Here is a 26,195-nt window from a genome sequence, read left to right on the forward strand (position 1 = left end):
TGTCCAGTCATGCTTTTTTCAGAGTAATTTCGGTCAGTTCGCAGAATGTCCCAAGGCGCAGACTTGGCCCCCAGTAACCTGTTCCTTGATTGACATACAGCTGCATTTTTTTAAGGCGGTAAAGACCCTTTGGATAGCGCTGAAAGAACACGATCAGGAAATTCCAAGGGAAAAACTGTCCCCCATGGGTATGACCTGAAAGCTGTAAATCAAAGCCTTTCTCGCAGGCCTTGTCAGCAATGGCTGGCTGGTGCGCCAGAAAAAGCTTAAACGCCTCGGTCTTTTGTTGGGAAACCAGCTTGTCCAGATCAGCAGGCTCCTTGCCAAACTGGCGCGCTGCCGGATCGGCAATGCCCGAGACCTGTAAGGTCGCGCCATTGATTTGCAAAGTCTCCGTTTGATTAACCAGAACGTGGTATCCAATCGAACGAAACGCAGATAAGGACTCGTCAATATTCCAATAATACTCGTGATTGCCGGCGACATAATAAGTTCCGTACTTGGAACGAACGGATTTTAAAATTTCCAGCTCGGGCAGGTGGCGAACAGCGTGATCATCCAGGATGTCCCCGGTAAAAACCACCAGATCCGCATCAAGTTGATTGATCTTATCCACAAGCTTTTGAACGAACTTTACCGGCAAACCCGGTGCCACATGCAAATCCGTGACATGTACGATTCGCAGGTCCTGTAAACCCTGTGGCAGCTGATCAAAAGCAATTTTCACTTTGATGACTTTTGCACCCAAGCGGACGATCAGGGTTCCCAATAGCAGCATCGCCAGAGGAACCACCAAAAGCAAACCCGTGGCCTCGGCACCATAAAGCTGAGTACCTACGAATTCTGGCTGGGTGAAGTTCAGAATAAATCCCGCAATATCGCGCAAAATTATGAACGACAGCAGAAAGCTGATGTAAGCCATCGAAAAATGGGCTGCGCTGAAATAGGGATCATGCCAGGGTTTGGACTCAGAGCGCGCTTCACTTCGTGACCAGAAAAACAACGGCATGGAGATAACTATGGCAAACAGCGTGGCGATAAATCCAATGACGAAAAAAGCTTGGCCCGGGGTAAGGTCTGCATACCGTACCATTTGGTGTGTTAGGTAAATAAAAACAGTAAAGAACAAGCCAACGATAATTGATTTAAATGCTGCCATATTGGTTTTTATATCATGGTGAATTGTGTTTGCACAGAAAGTTGCAAAAACACAAATCCTCGAAGAGCTGCGTCAGTGATAAAATTTCTAGAAGTGGCGGAGGTGTTCAGTGGCGATGAATAATGATTTCAAGCAGGCTCGGGATTTTCTAATTTTGCATCGTGCAGACTACGACTATGCCACACGGGAATTCAAATGGCCCGAACTGGTGAACTTCAATTGGGCCCTGGATTACTTCGATCCCATGGCCGAGGGAAACAATAACCTGGCATTGTGGATCGCGGGTGCAGACGGCAAGGAAGAGAAGTACACATTTGCAGAGATTTCCGCGCGGTCATCTCAAGTGGCAAACTATCTGCGCGGCCTCGGTTTAAAACGCGGGGACCATGTCCTGCTTTATATGGGAAACGAAACTGCTCTCTGGGAATTGATGTTAGCTTGCATGAAACTGGGGGCCGTGATGATCCCCACCAGTCCCATGGTTTCCCTTGATGAACTTCAAGACAGACTTATTCGTGGCGAAGTCAAACTGATCGCTACCACTACTTCCGAAGCTGGAAAATTGGATATTCAGTCGCCTGGTGCCATTAAACTGGTGGTCGATGGTAAACTGGAAGGCTGGCATGACTATTCTGAGGCTACCCTGGAAAATGCTGAATTTCACGCTGAAGGTGAAACCAAAGCGACTGATCCACTGTTGCTTTACTTTACCTCGGGCACAACAGCGAAACCAAAAATCGTTGAGCACTCCCATCAAAGTTATCCTGTGGGACATTTATCCACCATGTACTGGATTGGGCTTCGTCCCGGTGACGTTCACATGAATGTCAGTTCCCCGGGTTGGGCAAAGCATGCCTGGAGCAGTTTCTTTGCTCCTTGGAATGCTGAGGCCACGGTATTCATTCATCGCCATGACCGCTTTGATGCGAAAGTGATGATGGAAGCTATGGAGAAAAACCGTGTCACTTCGATCTGCGCTCCGCCCACAGTTTGGAGGATGCTGGCAGTCGAAGATTTGGGAAAATATAAAATGAATTTGCGCGAAGCCGTCAGTGCCGGGGAGCCTTTGGATGCAGAAATCATCCGAACTTATCAGGAGGCATGGAAGGTCACGTTGCGCGACGGATACGGACAGACAGAAACCACCGCACAGATTGGAAACTGCCCAGGACAGGAAGTGCATCCGGGAACAATGGGAAAACCGCTGCCAGGATATAGAATTGCGCTTTTGGATCGCGATAACAATCCCGCTGATGAAGGCGAAATCTGCATCGATATCAGTAAGCGCAATGTGGCGTTGATGACAGGATATCGAAATTCCGATGTCGCAAATACCACGACGGCTTCTTACTATCGCACGGGTGACATGGCCTCCAAAGGCGAGCACGGTGATTTTGTTTTTGTCGGGCGCGGTGATGATGTTTTCAAAAGCTCTGACTATCGCATCAGTCCGTTTGAAATTGAAAACGTGCTGCTGGAGCATCCTGCTGTGCGCGAAGTAGCGGTGATTCCAAGTCCTCACGCCTTGAGACAAAATGTCCCGAAAGCTGTAATCTTTTTAGCTAAAGGTATGGAGCCCACACGTGAGCTGGCTCTACAAATAATGAATCACTCACGATCGCGTTTGACCCCATTTAAACGCATTCGCCGCCTGGAATTTGGCGATTTACCAAAGACCGCCTCAGGTAAAATCCGTCGGGTGGAGTTGCGGGTTCGTGAACAAAAACGAGTAGCTGCAAATGAGAAGTCCCAATATGAGTTTTGGGAGGAAGACTTCAAAGCTGTACTGCCTGAAAGTTGGTCTCAGGATCTTCCTTAGGTAGTGTGGACTAACAGACACTCGCATTTGAAAAATATTGGACGTATCTCCAGCGCGAGCCGTTCGCTCTTAGTTTAAATTGATATCACCAACCCGTCGAATGGAGATCGCGGGTCGGTGATGTTCAAAAACAACTGGAGAGAGGTTATGTTGGAACAAGAGAAGGTAGTGGCTAGAGAGACTGGGAAGAAAATTCTTTGTTCGATTTTGAACGAGATGCTGGATCACAGTGACAAGGTCGTGGTTAATTACACTGTGGGCGAGCGTACGACGGTATACAAGGTCGACTGTCATCCTCAAAGTTTAGGCCAGTTGATTGGCTCAAAAGGTAAAAACATCGGTGGTATTCGTGCGGTTCTGTCAGCAATGATGGCTCGCAAAGGTATCCGCGCGATCGTTGAAATCCCATACGTTGCACAAAACAACAACCGCATGGATTTCGCAGAGTAAGTTTCCCGTTAAAATCTTCAGTTGTTGATAGTCATTAAGGACGTTGTTCTAAAAAATTCTGAAAACTGAAGATGGGGTTTGAGGGCTTCGTAAGATTGGCGAAGCTCTCTCGAAGTGCAAGTCTTCCGTGGCACTTCGTAAAGAGAGAGAGCCTCGCTTCAAATTAATATCAAAAGCGGAAATTCAGTATCCGGCAGATCAGTTGCCAAAGTCGAATCGCTAATTTTAATACCATCCATAAATTTAACTCACGACGTCATTCCTCCTTCGCCGAGGCTACGGCGGACAAGTCCGAATGGCTCGCAGCACTTGCCCGCCGAAGCGCAGCGAAGGTGGGTTTTCGTTGCATGCCCCCAGGGTAGCGCGTACCTACTTCTTATGAGAAATTTCCTTCTGAAACTGGCTACTTTTTTTGGTGTTGGGTTAAGTCCTAAGGCGCCAGGAACGGTGGCTACAGTGGCTACGATTCCCTTGGTTTTGCTCCTTAATTGGACGGGCCCGCTGATTTACATGGTTGTGACCGTGGTTTTGTTGGTGGCAGGGATTTTTGCGGCTCAGGCGTACGAAGATGCCAAGGGTGGTCATGATCACAGCGAAATCGTTATCGACGAAGTCGTTGGGTTCCTGATTGCGATGGTTTGGATGCCTTTGACGTGGCAGGCCATTTTAATTGGTTTTGTGCTGTTCAGATTGCTGGACATTACGAAGCCTTTATTCATAGGATATTTAGATAAGAAGATCCAAGGAGGTCTTGGTGTGATGGTTGATGACGTTGCCGCTGGTATTGTTGTTAGCCTGATCATGCAGTTTCTTTACACTCAAACAAATTGGTTGGGTGCACAGATCGTGGTTCCTTAAATGGCGTCACGAGACGAGAAACTACAAGATTTCATTCGATCCCTTCGCGACCAAAAACTCACAGTGGGTTTTGCGGAAAGTTGTACTGGAGGTGCACTTTCGGCTTTTTTGACAGAGCAAGCAGGTATATCCGACATCTTTTTAGGCTCTGTGGTTTCTTACTCTAACGAGGCGAAGGTGGATCTTCTGGGGGTCCGTCGAGACACTCTCATGCAAGAGGGTGCGGTGAGCGAGTCAGTCGCTCGTCAAATGGCGCACGGAGTGCGTCGACAGCTGAAAACAGATTGGTCTGTGGCAGTTACAGGTATTGCTGGTCCGAGTGGTGGAACACCCACGAAGCCGGTAGGCACTGTATGCTTTGCCATTGCTGGACCGAACTTTGAAGTATCTCGAAAAGAATTCTTTTCGGGGGATCGCAAAGCCATCCAGCAAGCGGCAGTGGACTTGTCCGTTAGTTGGCTGGTTGAAATTCTCGATAGGAAATAAAGCTAGTGGCCCCAAGCTGCTAAAAATTAACAATAAGAATTGTGGTGAGAGAACCACATAAATAGAGAGGGTACGCAGATGGCTAACACAACTGTGGCAGATGCAAAGGCAAATAACGAAAAAGCGAAAGCACTTGAATTGGCTGTTTCTTCAATTGAAAAGCAATTCGGTAAAGGTTCAATCATGCGTTTGGGCGCGAACGACTCTTTGGTTAAAGACGTTGAAGCGATCAGCACTGGCGCATTGAGCCTGGATTTGGCTCTTGGTATCGGTGGTCTTCCTAAAGGTCGTATCGTGGAAATCTACGGACCTGAATCTTCTGGTAAAACAACTCTTTGCTTGTCCGTTATCGCTCAAGCTCAGAAAAAAGGCGGCGTTGTTGCATTCGTGGATGCTGAGCACGCTTTGGATATCAACTACGCTCGTAAATTGGGTGTAAACACTGAAGACATGTTGATCTCTCAACCAGACACTGGTGAGCAGGCTCTTGAAATCGTGGAAACTTTGGTTCGCTCTGGCGCGATCGACGTATTGGTTGTCGACTCCGTAGCAGCTTTGGTTCCTCGTGCCGAGATCGAAGGCGACATGGGTGATTCTCACGTAGGTCTTCAAGCTCGTTTGATGTCTCAGGCTCTTCGTAAATTGACAGCAGCTGTGAACCGTTCAAACACACTAGTTATCTTCATCAATCAACTTCGTATGAAAATCGGCGTGATGTTCGGTAACCCGGAAACGACTACTGGTGGTAACGCGTTGAAATTCTACTCTTCTGTTCGTTTGGATGTACGCCGTGTTGGCGCAATCAAAGACGGTGAAGACGTAACTGGTAACCGTACTGCAGTTAAAGTTGTGAAAAACAAAATGGCTCCTCCGTTCACTAAAGTTGAATTCGACTTGATGTACGGTGAAGGTATTTCTGAAGAAGGCGATTTGCTAGATCTGGCAGTGACTGCAAACATGGTTGAAAAATCTGGCGCATGGTTCTCCATCAATGGCGAGCGCATGGGTCAAGGCCGCGATGCTGCTAAAAACTTCTTGAAAGCACACCCTGAGTACATGACTTCACTTCGCGCTAAAATCCTGGCTGCAAACGGTATCGGCAAGCTTTTGATCGATGCTGAAGGCAACAACGGTGAAGACCATGAAGGTACAGAGCCAGTTGAAATGCCAACTGAGGACGCTGCTCCAAAGAAAGAAAAAGTTAAAAAGGGCAAACACTAGTCGGTTAACGACGGTTAATCCGAAAAACTAATTTAAAGTTTCAAACCCGCTCCCAAAGAGCGGGTTTTTTATTGCCTGTTTTTGCTGGACTAAGGTCCGGGCTCTCGGTCTAAGGCGATTTTCCGATAAGTTCCTTATGCGGAAGTATGTCGAAGGCAAAACATTCAAAGACGAATTGGATCTGTGGTACTTCCTGCAGGACCTTAAAGGTAAGAAGCTTGGCGTGCCGGATGGGCACTATTGTGTTGAGTTTCTGGATAGACCAGAAGGCCTTCGTTTTCGAATGATGTTGAGGTTCGCAGAGTTGCGCACGATAGGCCGTGTTTTGTGGACCCGCCCGATGGATCCACGATTCTATTTCTATGTAAAAAATGATGAGGTTTTTTGTATGGGAGTTGAATCCCGTTACTTGCATGCGCGTGAAGAAAAACTCGATGGACGCTGGCAGCTTGTAGAGTACTGTGATGTCCTTTCGCCTGCTGAGGGGCCGGAAATGCATTTTTCTCCTGAAGCTTATACAAAAGCCTTCGACGCTTTAGCTGAAGCGCTTGTAGTGCAATCTAAAAAAGTCTCCTAGAATTTGACCCCATTGAAAGTATTTTTGGTTTCGCGGGTATTTTTTCAGATCAGGGTTTTTCTGAAGAGAATCAATTAAGTATCTCAGCGGCCTAAAAGAGGCTTCATCCATAAGTTTGTTGTAACTAAGAGATTGATCTTCGTTTAACTGAAATAATTGGACGGAAGTTACCTGTTGAAGATCTGTTTTTGAGCAGAAATAGAAGCCATCCTCAGTCGCACGAAACCAAGGTTCTCCGATAAGATCCAGAAAAGTGCTGTTTTGTAAAACCTGATAGAGACGATGGCAACATTTGGTGTTTTCGATTTCTTGAAATTCCATAAACCTGGTCAGTGAAAGAATTATGCCGATCGCAAGTTGGTCTAAGTTAAACCTTCATTCCGGTGCTCGGAATGCTTGGTGCTGTTGAGAAAAGCTATAATTGAGCTCTTCCTGTTATTTCATTGCGCCCGGTTTGGAATCTGCTTAATTTAGAACGATGAAAAGCTGCTTGTTTGGGATTCTTCTCATTTTATCTTCGATACCGGCGCCCGCGGCGCCGGTGGAATCGCGCAAGACGGTGAATGTCGGGGCCTATGGCTTTGCTCCCTACTATGATCTGGAAAAGGGACGCGGGATTGTTAATGACGTTTTAAAGCAGCTTAATGAAATGCAAAATGATTTTGTATTTCAGGTCATCGAGGTTCCCAGTCGCCGTCGTTATCAAAGCTTTACTGAGCGAAAAGTTGATATGTATTTCTTCGAGGATCCGAAGTGGAGCTGGAAGGGAATTCAGCATTATTCCCTGCCGTTGAAGGTGGATGATGCCGAAGTCTATATTGCTCATCGCAAAAAGGCGAAGGATCAAAACTACTTTGAAAAGCTGACCGGGAAAAGCATCGCCGGGATCGTTGGCTATCACTATAAGTTCGCAAATTTTAACACTGACGAAACGGTCTTAAGATCCAAATTCGATATCATTCTGGTTACACATAATCTGGCAACCGTGCGCATGGTATTAAATGACCGGGTGGATATCGGGGTGGTGCCGCGATCTTATATCCGTCAATACTTGCGGGATCACCCGGAACGTTACGATGATGTTTTGATCAGCGAGAAAGTGGATCACAACTATGACTTGCGGCTGATTGCCAATCCGAAAGCGGCGATATCGAAAGATAAGCTGGCGAAGTTGATCGAAAACCTGGTAAAGAAGTCTGCTTACAAAGATTTGTTTTAAAAAAAAAGCTCCGAATGTTCGGAGCTTTTTTTTATTTAACTAGCGAGCAAAAGATCCATATAGGTAGATCGGATCCTGAACCCAGGTGCACTGTTGATAAGGCGGGCTATGATCGCCACCTGGATACCAGCGGCAGTCACGGCGTTGGCGCATTTCGCGAAGGATTGAAACCTTAAGCATCGTTACGCCGTTTTTTTCTTTGAAATCAATGTACATGCGGCGGCCTTGAACCATCAACGAGCAACGTCCGGAATTAAAATCGAATTCGATCGCATCTACCTTAGGGTTGGATTTTTTTCCTGTGATGTGCACCGTTTTTAGATTGCCGAATTTGGACTGACAGTTGTTGTTTAAAATGTCGGTACCCATTTCGTTACGGAATGACATAACCGGTTTGTTGCCTTCGAAATTCAAAATCAACTCGCCCGGAACACCATTGAATCGGCCCGAATAGATTCCTTCGTACTTTTTAGCTTTGGAAAGATAGGCATTTGGTACGCGACCATCTTTGATTTCTACGGATTTGCATCCTGCGGCTGCAAAGAGCATCAAGCCTGCAACCAATACTTTTACGAACGTCATTAAAACCCCCTGATGGAACTGACTAAATCACAGGCACTGTTGGAGAGCAAAGGGAATCCGACCGCCAGTTCAGAAAAGGAGCTTGCGGAAATACATGGGGGCCTGAGTTGCCCCTGCTGGAGGCCAAGAACAAAATAAAGGCATAAACAGTAACAACTAAAGGAGAACCAAGTGAAAACTGTAATGATTGCGGTCATGCTGGTGGCGGGTGCTGCGTGGGCTCAGATGCCCGATACCTCCAAAATGATGGATCAGGCCAAGGGGAAAGCAGCAGACATCATGGCGGCCTGTAAAGAGGATAAGATCAAGTTCTGCGACAAGGTCACAGAGGTCAATGCGATCAAGGAATGTCTGAAAAGAAATAAGGACGGGTTAACCGCCGGCTGCAAATCCTCACTGGGTATCAAATAAAAAAAAGCCCGCTCTCGATGGAGCGGGCTTTTTACTTTCAGAAAACATTTAAACTATTTGTTCAGAGCAATCTTTTGCTGTCTTCCCACCAGGCCACTGGATTTCTTGGGAGATGATGCACGCACCACCCGAGACATACCGGCCTGATAGGGGCTTACGCTGGAAACTTTTTTTGATTTCAAAGACTTTTTGGAAACTTTAATAGTCATCATTTCAAGCACCAGTGGTTGCTTCTCGTTCGAGTAAGAAGCGGCAGGTGGTACCACCGGAGCTTCGGGTGCTGCAGGAACTTCCACTGCTTTCTGAGTAGCGATCTTTCTTGCTGGCACAGGCTGATTCAGAGAAGCTTTCGCCACCGCAATTGACTTGGCAGGTTTGCGGGATGGCTTGTTGGTCGCAATCAGTTTTTGATTCTTAGCAATCACCGGTTTCGTTACAGATGCCGGCATACGCTTTTGTGTAGGGTCCACATAAGTCTTAACTAACAATGGTTGTTTATTTGTTTTCGAACCTTGAGTGGCAGGGGCGTTGTAAACCACACGGCGGGCAGGATAGATGCTCCACGTTTTCACAACGCGTTTTTGCTTTTTATAGCCAGGCTCAGCCTTAAGGGTCACTTTAAGATCATCGGATGAAGAAGACGTTCCCTGAGCGGAAGCGCAGAGTGGTGAAAGTGCCAGAAGTATCAAAACGATGCTATGTCTCATTTGAAGAACCTCAACATGGAAATCTATAAACGAATATGCAAGGCAAATGCCGTCTATAAACTAATCAGGTGTCAATGAAGGCACATAGTTGGCGAAGGAATGGACAGTGTCTAAAATAAGTTAGGCAGTCAAAATGATTCATTCAGTCTGAGTCACTCGAGGTGGTGTCGTTCATATTTGTCGCGATGTTTCCCAAGGATGGCCGGAGTCAAAATGTCCCTGTTATTTTCTGAAATTCGCGTCAGATGCATTACCTTGCAGAATGGATATTTGAGAAGTTGGCAAACAATTTGTATATGGGATCTCTGCGAGTTATTTAACACCACTGAATCCGGGGGGATTTAATATGAAAAAGTTTGTTACGTTATTTATGGTTCTGGCTTTTGTTTCCACTTCATTCGCGGGTCGCGGCCATGGGCGCGGCGGTCATCACGGTGGTGGACACCACGGTGGCGGTCATCATGGCCCTCCTCCACGTCATGGTGGTGGCAGTGATGATGCGGGTTTGATTGCAGCGATCTTCTTGTCTGTGTCTGGCGTATTGTTGACGTCTTCCACAGCTTGCGACAGCTCTCAGTCTTGCGCATATAAACAAATTATCGCGGACTCTAAGGATGATGCAGCACTTTACATCGCCACTGAAGGCGAGATGAAGGGTGTGAAATTGGTTCGCTCTTTGGAACTTCTGCGCAACCTGGCTCCTGAAGTAGCGAGCTCCGATATGGAACTCGCTGAAGAAATCATCAACTGGTAATTTCTTTTTAGAAAGTCAAACGGATGCCCACGGTCACATCGACCTGGGCATACCCTTTTAGGTCTCTTTTTGACTGATTCAACATACTGCTTAATTCAGCAGTTCCAATGATTTCTGTGGATTCATTTACCGCAGAACGCATTCCTGCCGCCACTGACAGAGTTTCGGTGCCAGCAAATGTGCCGCTAGTGTTGCCTTCGGAATAAGTAATGTTCTGATGATTAAAATAATTAAGTGAAAAGTTTAAGTTAAGATCGCCTGTTAATTCTGCAAATATGCTTGCGCCAAACTCGTCGCCACCCTTGGAATCATAATCCGAAGTGATTCCGCTGGAAGTCGTCTCAACTTTTCCATCCACTTTCTTTTGGTAAGTCGTCAATGCACCTAACTCTAGGGACGCCACTGGCACTACGATCCCCAATGTTCCAATCAGAGCTTTTTGTCCTTCGGATGTTGAGATGTCTACCGTGTTTCCGCTGGACTCAAGCTTCAAAGGTCCGACCGGCAACGAAAAGCCGCCATGAAAAAATAGAGTGGGAGTGCCAACGCTATAATTTCCTTTATAAAGGAACGTAACGTTCTCCAGTCCTTTTTCCTTAACCTCAAGATCGGCACTGCCGGATTTTTTCACTTTCGAACCTTGTGCGAAGTAATTCGTCGAAACGCCGATCGCATTATTCTCGATGAAACCATAGTAGTAAGAAAGACCCAGTCCAAAACCCACACCAGCAAAATCGGCATCATCTTCTCTGGTTGCGGAAAAAACCTGCAAGCCGGCTTGACCGATGAATTCGCTTTTGTCGGTGTCGGGGATAAGATTTTGTTGAGTGATAGTTACAGCGGAAGCTGTGGCAGATAACAAAGTTGCAAAGGCAAAGCTAAGAAGTTTCACTTGAGGAATCCTTTCCGTAAGATTCCCTTAGTAAATCATTATTTATATAGCGCGATCAAATTCTTCTTGGGAAAGGCTAGGAGGCAATTTTCTTTTCGTAGTGATCAATGATGGCCTGTGTTCTTAAGTACTCATTGTACTTGGGATTGCCTTCATGATCTTCGTAAACTTCCGTCCACGAGCGGGTGGCCGTGTAAACCACGGTGGCATAAAGTTCTTTACTGCCAAATGAAAACAAGTTTTCTTTACCAGTGGAATCCACACCACAAAAAGTGTCGTAATCGGGATACTTGGCGATGAAATCCTGGGTGCGGTCGTGATTGACGTCCTGAAGTCTGTCGTCCACGACGTACTCGTGCTCAGAAACCTTTGTGAAATGATAGATCGTAAAGGTTTGCGGAGTAAAATCCTCGAAGTGAATCTCGGATCTGACTTTGCCATAAAGTTCGAAAACATTTTTAGCTTGGATGATTTGTCCTGTTTTCATATTGGACTTATCGGCACTCTGGACCACGGTCTAGAGGGAATTCTGAAAGATCGGCATACTGTCGAATTTTTGGACGAAATAACCTTCAGATTCCAGAAAATAAAAAACCCGCTCGAGGGGCGAGCGGGTTTTTCGGGATTCAATAATCTTTAAATAAAGACTAGTGATTCAATTGTGCGCAAGTAGAGTAGTTGTAACCTTGAGCTACGCACTCGTTGATTGCCGCGTTAGATTTGTAAGAACGTGGGCAAAGAGAAGCTGCGCGAGAGTAGTCATAACCAGTTTCAGCCATGATAGCGCTTACGTTACAAGTAGCAGTAGTGCTTTTTGTACAAAGAACTTTTGCTTGATCCAAGAAGTAACCTTGTTGAAGAAGAGAAGAGATGCAAGAAGAGTTAGAAGCGAATGCTGGAGCTGCTGCGAATACAGAAAGAGCGATAACTAGAGATTTCATTTTAGATCCTTTCGAAGGGATGTTTTTAAAAGTTAATTTCGATGGACATGATTTCGTTTATTATCGCTTTTTAGTCAATACGGTGAAGTCACTATCCCTTCACCGAGCCTGTGAACAGGCTTTCACAAACCTTGTGAAAACCCTGTGAAACAAGGGCTTAAGCCCCTGATTTCACTCTTAGGACAGGGCTTTTTGAATGTCCTCCGCCAAATCCTTGGGTTCATCCTTCGGTGCAAATCTTTTTATAACTTTGCCATCTTTACCAATCAGAAACTTCGTGAAGTTCCACTTGATTAGTTCGGTACCAAGGATTCCGGGTGCTGATTCCTTCATCCATTTCCATAACGGTGCGGCCTCGCTGCCATTCACATCTACCTTACCCATCACTGGAAAATCGACGCCATAATTTAATGAACAGAACTGCTGAATCTCTTCATTGCTTCCCGGTTCCTGGGAACCAAACTGATTGCAGGGAAAACCCAGAATGACAAAGCCCTGGTCTTTGAATTTTACATAAAGTTCTTCCAGCCCTTTATATTGGGGAGTGAAGCCGCATTTACTGGCAACGTTGACGACCAGGACCACTTTGCCTTTGTAATTCGCCAAAGGGATATCGTGTCCTGCTGAGTCCTTAACTGTGAATTCCTGCAGAGTCTGTTCCATTAGATTCTCCTGAGTGAGGTTTTTAAGTTTCTTATTCCAACCTATTAGAGAACAGTTTTTGAACTGTTTCAAATTGAGAATTACAGGTTTGTCCTTAGAGCTAAATTGATCAAGTTAAACCTATGTGATGCCGATAGGTTATCTATGGGAATGAGTATCTTTTTTCGCGCTTTTTTTATGATGCTGTTTATGGTTGCACAAACTGTTGTGGCGGAAGCGGCCTATTCAAGATCAGATTGTAATGGGGATTGCAGAAGTGGATACTCCTGTCGAGCATCGGGTTCAAACACTTATTCGTGTCAGGCGAATGGTACGGGTCCTACAGCACCTACCGGTGCCAGTGTTTGTAGTGTGCAGTTTCAAAGACTGATGACTCAATGTCAGAATCAAATTTCCTCCACCGATTCAAACTGTGAGGAAAAAAACAACCAGGGTATGTCCGATGTGACTAGCATGGCGGGACAAATTGCCTTGGCTTACGGGGCTCAGTCAGCAGCCAGCATTCAGGCTTCGTGCTCGAGTGCTGCCGCTTTGTCTGCGGCGGCGAATGGTGCTTTGGCAGCGTATCGCCTGACTTGTTCCAGCGCGATTAAGGATTGCGTTTCGACTTGTGACTCGGCGATCTCTTATTTGCGTTCCAATGCTTCCTGTCAGCTGGATCAGGCATCATTCAGTAGCATGTTGGGGCAGGCACAAAGTTCCAGAAATCAATGTTCCAACTATACAGCGAAAGTTAACGAAGCTCAGGCTGCGATGAATAACATCGCACAAACTGCTGCGAATGCATCTCAATGTGCTTCTTTGACTTCAGCGGATGGCTCGACACTTCCATCAGTTGAAATTTGTAAAGCGAATCCGACAATGGCGGGTTGTGCGAACGTTCTGATGGATTGTAATAATCCTTCAATGGCCTCTAATAAAGTTTGTATCTGTTCAAAGAATCCAAACGATCCAGCTTGTTTGGGCACTGCGAGTATTTCCGGTGGGGACTCTCCAGGTTTAGTGGGCGGAGCGGACCCAACAGGTCGCTTGAACTCGGCGACTGCTGAAGATTTCGGTGGGGATCTTTTTGGAACTCCAGAAATCCAGCAGGCGGAGTTGCCATCGGGTGGTGGTGAGTCTGGCGTTGATGGTAAGCAGGGCGGAGGCGTATCTTTTGGTGGCTCCTCGGGCGGTGCGGGTTCCAGTGCTGCAGGTGGATCCGGTGAAGGTGAGCCTGGTGATCCGAATGGTTCTGCAGTGAATGCAGGATATTATGGTTCCGGTGGCGGCGGTGCTTTCGGTGGTGGTGGCTCTGGTGGTGATGGACGCGGTGGTGGATTGTTGAATTCTGCTGCTAATGCGCTGGCAGCCAAGGGTGGACCTGATTTACGTCAATTTTTGCCAGGTGGAAAACTGGGTCCTCAATCACGAGGTCTTGCTGGAGCTACAGGTCCGGATGGAATTACCGGGCCACACACTGATATCTGGAAGAAAATCCAAAACAGATATCAGGTCATGCAGCCTTCTTTACTTCCTTAAATCAAAGTATGCAGGGCTTCCACAGTTTGTTTTCTGGTGGAGGCATCAATCACAACAGTCACACTCATCGCACTCATAATGAGTTTGTGCGCCTGAAGTTGTGCCTTGTCCATTTTTTCCAAAACTTGCTGAGGAATTTCCGGGGACGTTGCGCCTGTGCAAGTCAGCGTCACAGTGGAATAGTCCTGTGGATGCAAAGTGAAATCTTTTTGGCTTTGCAGTTCGCGCTTAACCGCTCCCATGATTTCCTGCGGACCCGTTAACAGGATTTCTGCGTGATCTTTGTTGATTTCACAATGCAATAGTTGTGGGAAGGCGATTTGCTTTTCTTCAAACAACGACTGCAATTGTTTTAATGCCTTTGCTGTATTCTTTTCCTGGGATTTGATTTCCAAAACAGTTTCGTGAGAATTCAGGGATAGGGCTTTGCAGGACTCGAACATATTCAATCCTTTTTTAACTAGTGTACCGTCAGAAGTTTTATTTGAAGCGGGACCGATGTACAAAGTGACTTCGCGGATTTTTGCCAGTTCCACCGAACGATAGTGCAGAACCTTGGCGCCCCAGAAAGTCATTTCCATCAACTGATCGTAATTCAGTTCCTGCAAGGGCTTTGCAGTCTTGACGATATTTGGATCAGCAGAGAAAACCGCAGGAACGTCTTTTAAAATCTCGCAGCGTTCGGCATTGAAAGCCGCCGCCATCGCGACCGCTGACGTATCAGATCCGCCGCGACCTAAAGTAGTGATCTCTTTTGTTGTGGGCGAGACGCCCTGGAAACCGGCCAGGATCACAACTTTTTCTGATTTAAGAGCTTCCTCGACTCGAAACGCTTTCACATCTTTGATGAAGGCATTCACGTGGGAGTCATCTGTGAAGATGCCGGCTTGGCTGCCAGTGAAACTAATAGCCTTGCAGCCCTGATCATTTAAGGCCATGGATACCAAGGACATACTGATGCGTTCTCCGACAGTCAGAAGCATATCCATTTCGCGGCGCTGGGGATGTACCGAAACCTGACTGGCTAAATCAATTAACGAGTTTGTGGTTTTTCCCATGGCGCTGACCACGACGATCAGAGAATTATCTTTGGCTTGTTTTGCCACGCGCGCAGAGACGGCTTTGATCTTTTCCGGATCAGCAAGTGTGGCTCCGCCGTATTTTTGCACGATAAGGGGCTTCATAGCTGCAACCTCAACAGTTTTTTTGCACTCCGGCTTCGCCGGAGTAGGGTGTACTAATAAACGAATTGAGAGCGGTTTGCGAAGCTGGATGTCATATTCGACGCTCCCTTCGGAACGCGAATAGCATGCTTAGCAACCTGACGAGGAATGTATCCTAGATACAGCTCAGCATTCAAATCTTTTAGTGATTTTCTTGTGACGCCCAAGTGATCTGCAAGTGAATTGAGTTCCGTGCCGCCAGGAACAAAGACAGTTTCGTACTCAAGAGGATCCATTTTTTCCAAATCACGGAAGCCATATAGATTCGGTGCTTTTGAAATTAACATCGCTGCAAGAATTTTCGGGACGTACTCCTGAGTTTCGACAGGAAGTGCGGAAAGTTTAATGAGCGTCCAGTAATCCTTGGTGCCGTACTTTTTAATCTGACGGCGAAGTCCATTTTCGCCCATGTTGTAGCTTGCTGCCACCAGATACCAGGAACCGAATTCCTCATAGAGGTCTTTCATGTACTTGATCGCGGCCGTCGTGCTTTTGTGCAAATCGCGACGCTCATCAAGCCACCAGTTTTTGTTCAGACCATAGCGCACGCCCGTGGGCTCGATAAACTGCCATGGACCAACCGCTGCGGCCGTGCTGACAGCATTCGGGGAAAAGCCACTTTCGATCATCACCATATAGGCAAGATCCGTTGGCATATTGGCTTTTTTTAGTTCGGCCTGAATAAAGGGCATGAACTTGTAAGAGCGCTGTAACCATTCTCGGAACCACTTGTTGCCTTTAACCTGGTAATAAGAAACCCATTTGCTGACTTGTTTATTGTAAGTCACCGGTAAATCAAAAATCAGATTGTCAGACTGAACGTGAGTGGAGCGAGCGGTAAGGGTTTTTAGTTTTTCTTTCAGAGTCAGAGCGTTCGGTTGTGCAGCAATAGGATTTGCTGGTGCCACGGGAGCTGCCGCTTTGGGATTGGGATTTGCGAATGCAGAAACAGACGCGTGAACTGTGATGAAAGCGGCGAGCAACGTTCTTTTCATAGAATCTATTATGAAGTCGATTCTTTGACACTGTCGACAAAGAATTGCCAGTGGTGTGACACCATCGACGAAGGTCCCTGACTCGGTCAAATCGCAGAAAACTTGAGTCCATAAATTTTCGCCACGACAGAAGTCCAGTAGGGAGAAGTTTTCCCAGACTAAGATCGGTCCTGTCAAAAGCTGGCATATACCTTGCTGCTCAACAGAGTGGGGGAGATCTAATGAGTGTAAAAGGCGTCTATACTGCACTAAGTGGAGCGATGGCTCAAAGTACAAAACTGGATACGATCGCCAATAATCTGGCGAACGTTAACACGCCTGCATTTAAGCGGGACCAGCAGCTTTTCCAAGAGTATCTGACTGCCAACGAAAAACCTCCCGAAGTTATCCAGGTTCCCCGCGATGTCGCGTCCATTGAAAGCTTCTATAATATGCAAGGTGGCGACAAAAGCTATGTCGACACAAAAGGGACCTTCACTGATTTTTCTCAAGGCGGATTAAAACCCACAGGTAACACATTTGATGTGGCGATTGATGGCAAAGGTTTCTTTGAAGTGGCCACTCCAGGCGGTGTGAAACTGACTCGCGCCGGAAACTTTTCTTTGGATGGCAACGGTCAACTGGTCACTAAAGACGGTCATCCGGTTTTAAGAGCTGACGCTGCCGGTGGAGCCGATCCTGCTTCACGTGTATTCCGTTTTGAACCCAATGGCGGTGCTGTCAACATCGCAGATAACGGTGATGTATTTCAAGGTGCCAACAATCTGGGAAAACTTTCTTTGGTGAATGTCACCAATCCGGATTCTTTGCAAAAAATGGGAAGCTCCTTGTACGGCTTTAAACCCAATATGAATGCGGAAGTGACCAACATCGCAAATCCAAGCGTGCGCCAGGGATTCGTTGAAACTTCCAACGTCAACGTGGTTCAGGAAATGACAGATATGATTCAGACCAATCGTGTTTTTGAAAGCACGCAAAAGGCGATCTCGGTTTATGACCAGATGGCTGAAAAGATGGTCAATGTTGTCGGGAAAGTTAGTCCGTAACTTTCAGCGACTCTTTCGGAATTTTAGAGTTTAAGAATTAGAAATTAGATGTTTTTTGAGGGGGATAGATGATTAAGAGTTTGAATACAGCAGCAACGGGGATGGCGGCACAACAGACGAACATGGATGTTATTGCCAATAATATTGCCAACTCCTCGACAGCGGGTTTTAAAAAGTCCCGTGCTGAATTCGAAGATCTCATGTATCAGACTCAAAAAGAGCCGGGTGCCGCGACGGGTATGAATGCGGTTTCTCCAAACGGTGTGCAAACCGGGTTGGGCGTTCGTACGGCTGCGATTCAAAAAGATTTTGAAGGCGGTTCAGCACAAGTCACTAAGAATCCCTTTGATCTTCAGGTCGAGGGTGCGGGCTTTTTCCGTGTGATGACTCCGGATGGTGACGTGGCCTATACGCGCGATGGTTCGTTTAAAAAAGATCCTACCGGCCGTTTGATCGACAAGAACGGCAATGCTTTGCAACCTGAAATCACAATTCCCGTAAACACTTCCGGTGTGGAAATCACGCCAACAGGTGAAGTTCGTGCGGTCATGGGCAATGAAGCTCCTCAGGTTGTGGGCAATATTGATTTAACAAACTTCGTAAACCCAGCAGGCTTAAAAGCCATGGGTAAAAATCTTTTCATGCAGACTCCAGCCAGTGGTCAGCCTGTGACTTCACGTCCAGGTTTGAACGGCACAGGTTATCTGGCACAAGGTCAGCTGGAATCTTCAAACGTAAATATCGTGGACGAGATGGTGAATATGATCACCGCTCAACGTGCTTACGAAACCAATTCCAAAGTGATTCAGGCTTCCGATCAAATGCTTCAATCCATTAATAACTTGAGATAACCGCTGATGAAGTTGATTGCAGTTCTTTTTCTGATTATCGGATCTCAAGCCTTTGCAAGGCCTGAGATTTCTATCCCGGCAACCGTTGAGGTTTCCCAGCGTCCATTGTTGCGTCTGGGAGATGTGGTGGTTGTTAAAGGTGCCACTGAATCTCTGGTCAATAAACTTGACGCTATCGTGATTCGTGAAGATGCCCGTGAGCTTTTGATTTCGCAAAAACTGGAAGCTAAAGAAGTTTTGAAAATTTTAAAAGCCGAAATGGACAGTGATGATGAGCTTCGTTCTGCCAAGCCCTCATTTCGTATTCCGAGTCAGGTGAAGGTGGAGTTTGCAAAAACGCCGGTTTCCCGCGAGGAAGTCCAGCGTAAGATTACCAATCATCTGGCGGCACGCTGTAATGAGTGTGAATACAATATCGTGATCCAGTCCACTCCGACTCCTGTGAGCCGGACTTGGGAATTGGACTTGGCGCAGCTGGGCGCTAAGGGTGGATTCCTTTTGCCGATCCGCGACGGGGACTCACGTCAAATTAAATGGATTTCGGGCACAATTCGCGTTTCTAAATTAACCCCGGTGACCAGAAGATTGATCTCACAAGGTGAGAGGGTTACGGCCCAGGATCTTCAAATGCAAATGGTGGATGTCACCTTTGCTAAGGACTCCGGTCTGAGAATTGAAGATGCCAATGGCCAGTTGGCCGCTCGCGCACTTCCCGTCGGAACTCCAGTATGGGCTTCTGATCTTCAACGTGAACCGGCAGCTAAGAGGGGACAGATTGTAAAAGCCATCATTGGCGACGACAGTTTTGAAATCTCTGCCAATGTCCAAGCAGAGGACACGGGTTTCGTCGGTGATGCTATTAAAGTTAAAAATCTGGACACTCAGAAAGTTATGTCTGCGGTTATCATTGAAAAAGGCGTGGTGAAGTTGCAATGATGAATACTGATAAAACCCCATTTATTAAATTTACCGCTGTAATGGCGATTTTCACGGCAATGATCCTGGCGACAGGTTGTGCGACGGTGGATAGTTTTGTCGCTTCATTAAAAGGCGACAAAGAGGAAGTGCAGCCGCTGGAACAAATCAGCAAAGCTCCTCGTTATTCTGATTCTTCAAATTTGCGTGTGCCGACGGATCGTCAGTACAAACGCATGACTAAAAATCGTATGGAAGATGAATCTGAACTTCAATCCAACGCAGGATCTGTGTGGGTGATGGAAGGTCAGGGTTCTTATTTGTTTGCTCAAAATAAAATGCGCCGTGAAGGCGACATGGTGAACGTGAAGCTGGATGGCTCTGCCCAAAAGCAGGTCGAAACCAAAGTCAGCGTCATCAAAGATCTCTTGAAACAACTGGAAGATCAGGAAAAAGGCACGCAAGCTCCGTTGGCTAACGGCCTTGCCGCAAATGCGGATGGTGGCAGAACACCAGCGGCGGCAGCTCCGGCGACGCCGGCTCCGGCTGCGGATAAAAAAGATGATGCACTGGCAGATGTACAAAATATTCCATCCAAGATTGTGGAAAAGCTGGCTGATGGAAACTACCGCGTGAAAGGCCAACAGCCTTTCATGATCGGAAAACGTGAATACAAAGTGATCCTGACTGGTTTGTTGCGTCCCGAGGACTTTAATGACGAGGGTATCACTTCTGCAAAACTACTTGATCCTCAGTATGATGTTGTAAGCATCAGAAGGAACACCACAAATGAATAAGCTATTTAGAACTCTTTCATTAGGAATGCTGTTGCTGCTTGTTTCAGCCGAAGTGGCACAGGCGGCTCGTTTGAAAGATATCGCTTCCATTCGCGGTGTGCGCGAAAATCAGTTGATCGGTTACGGTATCGTGGTCGGTCTTAAAGGCACAGGCGACGGTAAAAATGAATTCATGAGCAAGTCCATGGTGCGCATGTTTGATAAGCTGGGTGTGAAACTGGAAAATCAGGATTTCACCAGCAAGAACGTGGCGGCCGTGATTATCACAGCAACTATGCCGGCATTTGGTAAATCGGGTAATCCGATTGATATCACAGTCAGTGCAATTGGTGACGCTTCGTCTTTGGCGGGTGGTACCTTGTTGCAATCTCCTTTGCGTGCTGCGAATGACGAAGTCTATGCGGTTGCACAGGGCTCTATCATCATCGGTGGAGATCCCAAGGATGCGCATCTGACTTCAGGAAGAGTTCCGAATGGTGCAATCATCGAACGTGATATGACAGCGGACTTTGCGACTCGCAAAATGTATCGCCTGACATTGATCAATCCTGATTTCACAACTGCTGCGCGCACAGTGCTGACCATCAACAAAGAGCTGGGTGGTCACTATGCCTCTGCAAAAGATGGCGGTACGATTGATATTATCACGCCCTTTGCGTATGAAAATCGCGGTGTTGAGTTGTTGGCAACGATTGAGTCCATCGACATCAATCCGGATATGAAAGCCCGTGTCGTGGTGAATGAAAAAACCGGCACGATCGTTATTGGTGACAAGGTCAAAATTTCAAAAGTTGCGATCTCTCATGGTTCACTGGCAGTGAAAGTGAGTGATGGCAAAAAAGGAACTGTCGATGAAAAGGTGGCAGTTCTTGAAACAGGTGTCAGCGTTGGGGAGTTAGTGCAGGCTTTGAACAAGATGGGCGTCACGCCTAAAGACCTGATTACTATACTTCAGTCCATCAAAGCAGCAGGTGCTTTGCATGGAGAACTCGACGTACTATGAAATTTTTGTTTCATAATGACGCACCTTTTAATAAACTGAATTTATATGTCTTGAACACATGGAAGTGTTTAAGACGCGGGGAGGGTGAGGAAGAGATCGCGAACCATGGATGGTCAAGAGTCAAAAGTTTCTCGCAGGAAACAGAAGCAAACGATCAGCAAAGTCACGGAGTGACTGAATTGAGCCGAAGCTACACTCTAAAGAGTCAAGTGCAGGATGCACATGATTCTCCGACTCAACTCCCCTTTTTTTCTTCCTCTTTTACGTTCGACATTTCTACACGACACGACGACGGATTGGAGAAGGGTCCCAGCTGGGGCTTTTCTCTTCGGACAGTCCTCGCTCATGATGGTTCAATTCAATTAGTATGATGAGTGGTTCGATGTTTTACTTTCTTTCTTCTTTTTCCACATGGCTGCGGAACTTGAGAACAGCCCCAGCTGGGACCCTTCCCCAATCCTCGCTCCCGGAAATTTCCGAAAGTGAAGTGGAAGCTTTTCAGGTGCCGGTGGCTTCGGGGAATTATCTTCTTCCTTTTGTTCCGGTTCGGTATGTTGCTGGCTTCGCATTGGTTTTGGTATCCTCGATTGCTTTGCAATCTTGGGGCGGGGTTATGGAAGTTTCGCAGGAAGGGGAGAAGACATCAGAAGTGATGGCTTTGCCTTCTCGGTTTATGGGGAAGCCTAAGCAGAAGCCGGCGGATGAGAAGCTTCGCGATGTTTCTAAGATGTATGAGAAACATTTTTTGGGGCAGATGATGAAGGCTATGCGATCCACTGTTACTGAGAGTGGATTTATTCAGGTGAATCAGGCAGAGAAGATTTTTCGTGAGCAGCTTGATGGTGAGTATGTTGATAAGTGGAGTGAGAAGGGTGGCATTGGTCTTTCCAATTTGATTTATGATCAGTTGGTCGATCGTTATGGTGCGCAACTTGGAATTAAGAAAACGGAATTGAAACCAATGGGGCCTTTGGCTCTGAATGAAAAAAGTAATTTTACTGCTCATCAATTTCGTCATCCAGGTCGCAGTGCTGATTCTATGTCGTATCGCATTTCACGCACAGCGCCTCCGGTTGCTGGAGCACAAGCAGTGCAAGCTGATGAAAATCAGGTGAAAGCCCCATGGGGTGGGACTTTGCGGGCTGTGCGTAAGTTGGTGGATAACCAAACTATGGTGGAAATCGAACACGACAATGGTCTAAAAAGTCAGGTCGTGTTTAAGGGGCAACTGTCTCAAAGTGAGACAGGTAAAAAGGTGCAAGCTGGCGAGACCCTTGGCATTTTGAGCTCAGAGGCGAAAAGCCTTTATTGGACGGTGGAACCAGACCATTCGACAGGACCACAAACTGTCTCAGAATGATTTGGTAGAAATGTCTCGTTATGGTACTATGTTAAGAATAGAAAGAGTGTTTTATAACACTCAAGGAAGAGGAGCTGTCGATGAAAATTACGCACAATAAAGTAGGTCAAAATTTGAACCTTACTGATGCTGGTAAATCCGACAAAGCTGCAGGCGTTGCAGGAAATGCTGCAAGCAAAATTAACAATGCAAAAGCAGATGCATTGACTGAAGCACAAGCGCAAAATGAATCTACGAAAGTGGAATTGTCTCCTCGTGCGCAAGAAGCAAAGCGCATCAAGGAGTTGGCAATGAACACTCCGGATGTTGATGAAGCGAAAGTTGCGAAGTTCCGCGAGATGATCGACAAAGGAACTTACAAAGTTGACGCTAAATCAATCGCTGACCGTATGGTCGACGAACACCTGAAATTCTAATCAAGAAACTCACAGTGTTTGGGGGTGACACGATAATCCACTCCCAACATCAGCCAAGGATGACTGATGTAACGATCCAAGAAACCTCCTGAAGATATGCGGCTTGTCCGCCGAAGCTTCAGCGAAGGAGGAAGGAAAAGTACAATGGACGTAGCAGTAGCAGAAAGAGCGTTTCAGAAGCTCGAAGCCAACCTTGAAGAACTCACTAAAATTTATCGCACCCTTCTTGATCTTGTCCGTAAGGAAAAAGAAATCCTGATCCGTGCTGACCGTGAAGCACTGGAAGAAAACAACGCGATCAAGGAAGAATTGCTATACAAACTAAGAGCGCAGGATTCTTTGCGTTCCCGTTATGCGATGGACCTTGCAGGTATCGTGGGCGGTGATGTTGAAAATCCGCGTTTGTTGGAGTTGGCTCAGAAAATGGCTTTCAATCCAGCAGCAGCGGATCGTCTGCGCACACAGCACTCGGCATTGGACATGTTGATCAAACGTATCACTGAGATCAACAAATCCAACGAGGAACACGCGCAAACAGCGCTTAGCACTTTGAACGGTGCTTTGGATAATATTAAAGAAACTTTGTCCGGTAAGAAAACCTACGAAAAAAAGGGCGGCTACAAATCCGGCCCGCAGGTTTCCGGAAACTTCGTCAGCAAAGAAGCTTAGGGAAAGCTTCGTCAGCAAGGAAGCGTAACGAAGAGGTGTTCACTCAGCCTGATGTTTGAGTGAGAAACGAACCAACCCCACGGATTGCCAGGATGGCGGTCTCTAGGAGACAGAATGTCGAAGATTTCGGCAATGATGGACACGGGTAAGCGATCGCTGATGAATTCTCAGACGGCGTTGCAAACTGTCGGTCATAACATCGCCAATAAATCCACGGAAGGTTTCTCTCGTCAAAGAGTGGAACTTCTTTCGAACGTCCCTATTGGTGAGGGTGGTTTGCAAATCGGTATGGGTGCCCGTGCCGGTGTCGTGACTCGTGTTAATAATCCTTGGTTAGAAAAACAAATTCAAAAAGAAGGCATGAGCATGGGTTACGAAGACTCCCGTGCAGATGCTCTTTCCCGTGTTGAGCAGGTTTACAACGAACAGAACAACAAGGGTTTGAATCAATACGTCACTGACTTCTTCAATGGTTTCCGTGAACTTTCCAACAACCCCGAGTCTTTGGCTTCCCGTACAATGGTGCGTGAATCCGCTGTGGGGATGGTTAAGGATTTCGGTCGCGTGACTTCGCAGTTGCGAGGAATTCAGGAAGACCTGGATGCGCAAATCAAAACGACAGTTGGTGAGATCAATGAGATCACAAAAGAAATCGCTGATCTGAATGAAAAAATTCAAACGGTGGAAGTCTCCAAGATTCCTGCCAATGACGAACGTGACCGTCGTGATTTATTGCTAAAAAAATTGGGTGATAAAATTGATATCACCTGGGCAGAAGGTAAAGACGGCATGGTGTCCGTGACTTCGGGTCGTACTGCGATCCTGGTTTCCGGTACTTCCTCTTCCGAGCTAAGAGCCCGTCAGACAGACACTCGTGACCGCATGGAAGTTTTCTATCACGGAACGGGAACTCCCGCGAACGTGACTGAACAGATATCTGGCGGCCGTATCGGTGGTGCTTTGAATGTTCGCGATCATGTGATCGAAGAATTAATCGAGCACGTGGATAAGCTTGCTTACACTCTTTCCACTGAAGTGAATAAAGCGCATATCGAAGGTTTTGACCGTCATGGTAAATCCGGCGTGCTGTTCTTTGAACAACCAAACGGTGTCAAAGGTGCGGCGACGAATATGGCTTTGAATAAAACTATTTTTAACGACGTATCAAAAATCGCAGCAGCATCCCGTCCGGATGCAGCGGGTGATAATACGATTGCGAATGTGATTTCCTCCCTGCAGTACCAGCAGGTGATGGATGGTGGCACAGCGACGATGGACGACTATTACAACACGCAAGTGGGTCAAGTCGGCGCCATGGTTCAAAGGGCGGTTAAGTCCCAGGAATCACAAAAAAACGTTATGAGTCAGTTAACGAACATCAGGGAATCTATCAGTGGTGTTTCTTTGGATGAAGAGACGACCAAGATGATTGAATTCCAAAAGACCTATGATGCTTCTGCGCGTTTGATCAAAACAGCGGATGAGATGTTTGATACCGTACTTAACTTGAAACGATTGTAAGAAGAGGGCTTGGATAAGTGAGAATCGCGGATAAAATGGCTTTCAATCAGGTAAACAAGAATCTGGGCAAGAATCGCTCAGATATGTCTGATTTGCAGAACCAGGCCGCAACTCAAAAACGTATCAACAAGCCTTCTGATGATCCGTTGGCTTCGGCGCGTGTTCTTGCAGCCCGCACGGAAGAGCACGGAAATTCCCAGTTCATTAAAAATATCAATAACGCGAAATCCTTCCTGGAGTTTTCGGATCAATCCTTGGGTGAGTTGTCCGATATCCTGGTTCGCGCGAAAGAACTTGCAGTCAGTCAGTCGAATGATGCCAGCGGTAATGCTGAAACTCGCATGGTGACTGCTTCTGAGATCGAGCAGATTTACAATCAGGCTGTCCAAATCGGAAATCGTAAATTGGGCGAGCGCTATGTATTTGCCGGATATAAAACTCAAACAACTCCCTTCGATCACGCCGGAAACTATTTTGGTGATGATGGGGATATGAAAGTTCAAACCCACAAAGACTCCTTCGTTGCCATGAACATCGCGGGCAGCAAGGTGTTTACGGGCCGTGGTTTGGATGGGGACGGGGTGGTTCGACCTCGTTACGAGACTCCCACAACTGTTGAAGACGTAAAAGAGTTCCAGCAGGAAGAAATTGAGCGCATTGAGAAGAATAAAGACATGGAGCGCAATTTCCTGATGACTCGTGGTCCCGCAAGCGAGTTTTCGGCCAGCAATAAGCATAAACAGGACCCGGTTACGGGCTCTCAAGGGGTGAACATTTTCAACATCCTTAGAGGCTTGGAAACCAGTCTTAGAGCCAATGACAAGGCGGGCGTACAGGAGTCCCTGGATTTGATGGATCAGGCGATTTCCCAAGTAGTTTTGGCCCGTTCCGAGGTTGGGTCCAGAGTTATGTCAGTAAATAACACGGTCGATTCCCTGCAAAAGGCGATCGTTGATAATAAAACGACAGCTTCGCAATTAGAAGATGCGGATGCTTTCCAGGTCATTTCCGATATCAATAAAACCGATAGCACCCTTAAGGCGACTCTCGAAACGTCGGGTAAGCTTATTCAACCAAGCCTTCTTGACTTTCTAAGATAAAAATAATACCTACAGTTCCGCTAAATTTTACCGATAACG

The 26,195-nt window shown here is 46.7% G+C and carries 29 protein-coding genes; 20 read left to right on the forward strand and 9 right to left on the reverse strand.

The window, feature by feature from the left end; genetic code table 11:
• Positions 1–7: 7 nt before the first annotated feature.
• A complete protein-coding gene (locus ACLWNV_RS02140) occupies positions 8–1,159 on the reverse strand; it encodes a metallophosphoesterase (protein ID WP_413586257.1) in 1,152 nt (383 codons plus the stop codon).
• A gap of 115 nt (positions 1,160–1,274) precedes the next feature.
• Here ACLWNV_RS02140 and ACLWNV_RS02145 point away from each other — a divergent pair, with 115 nt between their 5' ends.
• The 7 genes from ACLWNV_RS02145 (at position 1,275) to ACLWNV_RS02175 (ending at position 7,789) form a co-directional block, all read left to right on the forward strand.
• Positions 1,275–2,978: an AMP-binding protein gene (locus ACLWNV_RS02145; protein ID WP_413587616.1), complete on the forward strand. Its 1,704-nt coding sequence runs from the start codon at positions 1,275–1,277 to the stop codon at positions 2,976–2,978.
• A gap of 168 nt (positions 2,979–3,146) precedes the next feature.
• Positions 3,147–3,428 (forward strand): KH domain-containing protein, encoded by a 282-nt coding sequence (locus tag ACLWNV_RS02150; protein ID WP_413586258.1) that lies wholly within the window; start codon positions 3,147–3,149, stop codon positions 3,426–3,428.
• A gap of 378 nt (positions 3,429–3,806) precedes the next feature.
• The gene (locus ACLWNV_RS02155; protein WP_413586259.1) at positions 3,807–4,286 is read left to right on the forward strand and encodes a phosphatidylglycerophosphatase A; all 480 of its coding nucleotides are present in this window, start codon (positions 3,807–3,809) and stop codon (positions 4,284–4,286) included.
• Positions 4,287–4,772 carry a CinA family protein gene (locus ACLWNV_RS02160; RefSeq protein ID WP_413586260.1) on the forward strand — a complete coding sequence of 162 codons (486 nt, stop codon included), beginning with the start codon at positions 4,287–4,289 and terminating at the stop codon, positions 4,770–4,772.
• A gap of 78 nt (positions 4,773–4,850) precedes the next feature.
• Positions 4,851–5,993 (forward strand): recombinase RecA, encoded by a 1,143-nt coding sequence (recA, locus tag ACLWNV_RS02165; protein WP_413586261.1) that lies wholly within the window; start codon positions 4,851–4,853, stop codon positions 5,991–5,993.
• Between the two features lie 136 nt (positions 5,994–6,129).
• Positions 6,130–6,570 (forward strand): hypothetical protein, encoded by a 441-nt coding sequence (locus ACLWNV_RS02170; protein WP_413586262.1) that lies wholly within the window; start codon positions 6,130–6,132, stop codon positions 6,568–6,570.
• A 478-nt stretch (positions 6,571–7,048) separates the two neighbouring features.
• The gene (locus ACLWNV_RS02175; RefSeq protein ID WP_413586263.1) at positions 7,049–7,789 is read left to right on the forward strand and encodes a hypothetical protein; all 741 of its coding nucleotides are present in this window, start codon (positions 7,049–7,051) and stop codon (positions 7,787–7,789) included.
• Positions 7,790–7,828: 39 nt separating this feature from the next.
• Here ACLWNV_RS02175 and ACLWNV_RS02180 read toward each other — a convergent pair whose 3' ends face one another.
• Positions 7,829–8,371, reverse strand: a complete 543-nt coding sequence (locus tag ACLWNV_RS02180) for a hypothetical protein (RefSeq protein ID WP_413586264.1) — start codon at positions 8,369–8,371, stop codon at positions 7,829–7,831.
• 171 nt (positions 8,372–8,542) lie between these two features.
• Between ACLWNV_RS02180 and ACLWNV_RS02185 the strand changes: the two genes are divergently transcribed.
• Positions 8,543–8,782, forward strand: a complete 240-nt coding sequence (locus ACLWNV_RS02185) for a hypothetical protein (protein WP_413586265.1) — start codon at positions 8,543–8,545, stop codon at positions 8,780–8,782.
• A 53-nt stretch (positions 8,783–8,835) separates the two neighbouring features.
• On the opposite strand, the gene ACLWNV_RS02190 is transcribed toward ACLWNV_RS02185, so the two are convergent.
• Positions 8,836–9,489, reverse strand: coding sequence for a hypothetical protein (locus tag ACLWNV_RS02190; RefSeq protein WP_413586266.1), 654 nt, complete (start codon positions 9,487–9,489; stop codon positions 8,836–8,838).
• Positions 9,490–9,835: 346 nt separating this feature from the next.
• Here ACLWNV_RS02190 and ACLWNV_RS02195 point away from each other — a divergent pair, with 346 nt between their 5' ends.
• A complete protein-coding gene (locus ACLWNV_RS02195; protein WP_413586267.1) occupies positions 9,836–10,243 on the forward strand; it encodes a DUF2388 domain-containing protein in 408 nt (135 codons plus the stop codon).
• 7 nt (positions 10,244–10,250) lie between these two features.
• Here ACLWNV_RS02195 and ACLWNV_RS02200 read toward each other — a convergent pair whose 3' ends face one another.
• From ACLWNV_RS02200 to ACLWNV_RS02215, 4 genes are all read right to left on the reverse strand, one after another.
• Entirely contained in the window at positions 10,251–11,135 is an 885-nt protein-coding gene (locus tag ACLWNV_RS02200) for a hypothetical protein (RefSeq protein ID WP_413586269.1), read from the reverse strand.
• Positions 11,136–11,211: 76 nt separating this feature from the next.
• Positions 11,212–11,622, reverse strand: a complete 411-nt coding sequence (locus ACLWNV_RS02205) for a hypothetical protein (protein ID WP_413586270.1) — start codon at positions 11,620–11,622, stop codon at positions 11,212–11,214.
• 160 nt (positions 11,623–11,782) lie between these two features.
• Entirely contained in the window at positions 11,783–12,076 is a 294-nt protein-coding gene (locus ACLWNV_RS02210) for a hypothetical protein (RefSeq protein ID WP_340598607.1), read from the reverse strand.
• Positions 12,077–12,253: 177 nt separating this feature from the next.
• The gene (locus ACLWNV_RS02215; RefSeq protein ID WP_413586271.1) at positions 12,254–12,739 is read right to left on the reverse strand and encodes a glutathione peroxidase; all 486 of its coding nucleotides are present in this window, start codon (positions 12,737–12,739) and stop codon (positions 12,254–12,256) included.
• Positions 12,740–12,889: 150 nt separating this feature from the next.
• On the opposite strand from ACLWNV_RS02215, the gene ACLWNV_RS02220 reads away from it, so the two are divergent.
• Positions 12,890–14,260: a hypothetical protein gene (locus ACLWNV_RS02220; protein WP_413586272.1), complete on the forward strand. Its 1,371-nt coding sequence runs from the start codon at positions 12,890–12,892 to the stop codon at positions 14,258–14,260.
• On the opposite strand, the gene ACLWNV_RS02225 is transcribed toward ACLWNV_RS02220, so the two are convergent.
• Positions 14,257–15,444, reverse strand: a complete 1,188-nt coding sequence (locus tag ACLWNV_RS02225) for an aspartate kinase (RefSeq protein ID WP_413586273.1) — start codon at positions 15,442–15,444, stop codon at positions 14,257–14,259. The genes ACLWNV_RS02220 and ACLWNV_RS02225 overlap by 4 nt on opposite strands.
• Positions 15,445–15,497: 53 nt before the next feature.
• Entirely contained in the window at positions 15,498–16,478 is a 981-nt protein-coding gene (locus ACLWNV_RS02230) for a lytic transglycosylase domain-containing protein (RefSeq protein ID WP_413586275.1), read from the reverse strand.
• Positions 16,479–16,699: 221 nt separating this feature from the next.
• Between ACLWNV_RS02230 and flgF the strand changes: the two genes are divergently transcribed.
• From flgF to flgL, 10 genes are all read left to right on the forward strand, one after another.
• Positions 16,700–17,524, forward strand: coding sequence for a flagellar basal-body rod protein FlgF (flgF, locus tag ACLWNV_RS02235; protein WP_413586276.1), 825 nt, complete (start codon positions 16,700–16,702; stop codon positions 17,522–17,524).
• A gap of 68 nt (positions 17,525–17,592) precedes the next feature.
• Entirely contained in the window at positions 17,593–18,375 is a 783-nt protein-coding gene (gene flgG / locus ACLWNV_RS02240; protein ID WP_413586278.1) for a flagellar basal-body rod protein FlgG, read from the forward strand.
• 6 nt (positions 18,376–18,381) lie between these two features.
• Positions 18,382–19,311, forward strand: coding sequence for a flagellar basal body P-ring formation chaperone FlgA (gene flgA / locus ACLWNV_RS02245; protein ID WP_413586280.1), 930 nt, complete (start codon positions 18,382–18,384; stop codon positions 19,309–19,311).
• Positions 19,308–20,087 (forward strand): flagellar basal body L-ring protein FlgH, encoded by a 780-nt coding sequence (locus ACLWNV_RS02250; protein WP_413586281.1) that lies wholly within the window; start codon positions 19,308–19,310, stop codon positions 20,085–20,087. Before flgA ends, ACLWNV_RS02250 begins: the two co-directional genes overlap by 4 nt.
• Positions 20,080–21,090 carry a flagellar basal body P-ring protein FlgI gene (locus ACLWNV_RS02255; protein WP_413586282.1) on the forward strand — a complete coding sequence of 337 codons (1,011 nt, stop codon included), beginning with the start codon at positions 20,080–20,082 and terminating at the stop codon, positions 21,088–21,090. Before ACLWNV_RS02250 ends, ACLWNV_RS02255 begins: the two co-directional genes overlap by 8 nt.
• A 487-nt stretch (positions 21,091–21,577) precedes the next feature.
• Complete coding sequence (locus ACLWNV_RS02260; protein WP_413586283.1) at positions 21,578–22,450, forward strand: rod-binding protein; 873 nt, start codon at positions 21,578–21,580, stop codon at positions 22,448–22,450.
• 80 nt (positions 22,451–22,530) lie between these two features.
• Positions 22,531–22,866 carry a flagellar biosynthesis anti-sigma factor FlgM gene (gene flgM, locus ACLWNV_RS02265; RefSeq protein WP_413586284.1) on the forward strand — a complete coding sequence of 112 codons (336 nt, stop codon included), beginning with the start codon at positions 22,531–22,533 and terminating at the stop codon, positions 22,864–22,866.
• 144 nt (positions 22,867–23,010) lie between these two features.
• Positions 23,011–23,535 carry a flagellar protein FlgN gene (locus tag ACLWNV_RS02270; protein ID WP_413586285.1) on the forward strand — a complete coding sequence of 175 codons (525 nt, stop codon included), beginning with the start codon at positions 23,011–23,013 and terminating at the stop codon, positions 23,533–23,535.
• A gap of 114 nt (positions 23,536–23,649) precedes the next feature.
• Positions 23,650–25,056: a flagellar hook-associated protein FlgK gene (gene flgK / locus ACLWNV_RS02275; RefSeq protein WP_413586286.1), complete on the forward strand. Its 1,407-nt coding sequence runs from the start codon at positions 23,650–23,652 to the stop codon at positions 25,054–25,056.
• A gap of 17 nt (positions 25,057–25,073) precedes the next feature.
• A complete protein-coding gene (gene flgL, locus ACLWNV_RS02280; protein WP_413586287.1) occupies positions 25,074–26,156 on the forward strand; it encodes a flagellar hook-associated protein FlgL in 1,083 nt (360 codons plus the stop codon).
• Positions 26,157–26,195 lie beyond the last annotated feature (39 nt).

The organism is Bdellovibrio sp. HCB274 (assembly GCF_047306075.1).
In the GTDB taxonomy this organism is placed as follows: domain Bacteria; phylum Bdellovibrionota; class Bdellovibrionia; order Bdellovibrionales; family Bdellovibrionaceae; genus Bdellovibrio.